Origin of the sequence: Methylobacterium nigriterrae, from assembly GCF_037106235.1 — a bacterium.
Lineage (GTDB): Bacteria > Pseudomonadota > Alphaproteobacteria > Rhizobiales > Beijerinckiaceae > Methylobacterium > Methylobacterium nigriterrae.
The window spans coordinates 1-251 of record NZ_JBAWTG010001065.1 but is presented as its reverse complement, the minus strand read 5'-3'; the positions used below and the strand labels follow the sequence as shown (position 1 = coordinate 251).

Sequence of the window (251 nt, the reverse complement as noted above, 5' to 3'; positions counted from 1 at the left end):
CCTCATCCGGAAGCTGGAACACGGCGCTGCCCTGTCCGAGATCGAGCGCGCCGCCCTGGAGGCACTCACGCGTACCCGGCGCTGTGTTCCCGCGCGGCAGGACGTTGCGGTCTACGACAACACGGATCGCGTCTACCTCGTGATGAGCGGCATCGCCGGGCGCTACAAGACCCTCTGGCAGGGCGGCCGCCGGATCGTCTCGTTTGCCGTGCCGGGCGACCTCTGCCGCATGCACAGCTCCGGCCCCTCCG

The 251-nt window shown here is 70.1% G+C and carries 1 pseudogene; it reads left to right on the top strand.

The annotated features are described in order from the left end of the window. Positions 1 to 251 (top strand): annotated as a pseudogene (locus WDW90_RS41320) (cyclic nucleotide-binding domain-containing protein); the annotation flags it as partial.